The organism is Alishewanella sp. HH-ZS, assembly GCF_001704375.1.
Classification (GTDB): domain Bacteria; phylum Pseudomonadota; class Gammaproteobacteria; order Enterobacterales; family Alteromonadaceae; genus Alishewanella; species Alishewanella aestuarii.
Genome location: NZ_LZEJ01000106.1, coordinates 1 through 497 on the forward strand (window position 1 = coordinate 1; position 497 = coordinate 497).

Here is a 497-nt window from a genome sequence, read left to right on the forward strand (position 1 = left end):
GCAGCTACCTTGCAGCAAGCAGAGCTGGCACTGGAGCAGTTTGCCCAAACGTGGGATAACCAGCATCCAGGCATCAGCAAATCCTGGCGCGACAACTGGACACGACTGAGCGTGTTCTTCGACTACCCGCCGGAGATACGCAAGGTAATTTACACCACCAATGCCATCGAATCGCTCAATGCCAGCCTGCGTCAGGTCACCAAAACCAGACGGTCATTCCCAAGTGATGATGCGGTGCTGAAGTTGCTGTATCTGGCTTTACACCAGATTGCTAAAAAGTGGACAATGCCACTGCGAGATTGGAAGCCTGCTATGACACAGTTTATGATCATGTACGGTGACCGTGTATCGTTATGATAAACAGCCACTTACACAGAAAATTTTATAGTCTCTATTTTAAAACTGCATTTAAAAGTCAATTTTCAGACGTTATTGAGCAAGCTAGAAAATATTGCGAACAAACAAGAGTATCTTACAGGGCGAGATCGCGAACGTTT

Annotated in this window: 1 protein-coding gene; it reads left to right on the forward strand. The window is 46.5% G+C overall.

What is annotated here, in order from left to right; all coding sequences use genetic code 11:
- The coding region (locus A9165_RS16480) for a transposase (RefSeq protein ID WP_141686184.1) at positions 1 to 357 on the forward strand (357 nt) is incomplete at its 5' end.
- Between the last annotated feature and the right edge of the window lie 140 nt (positions 358 to 497).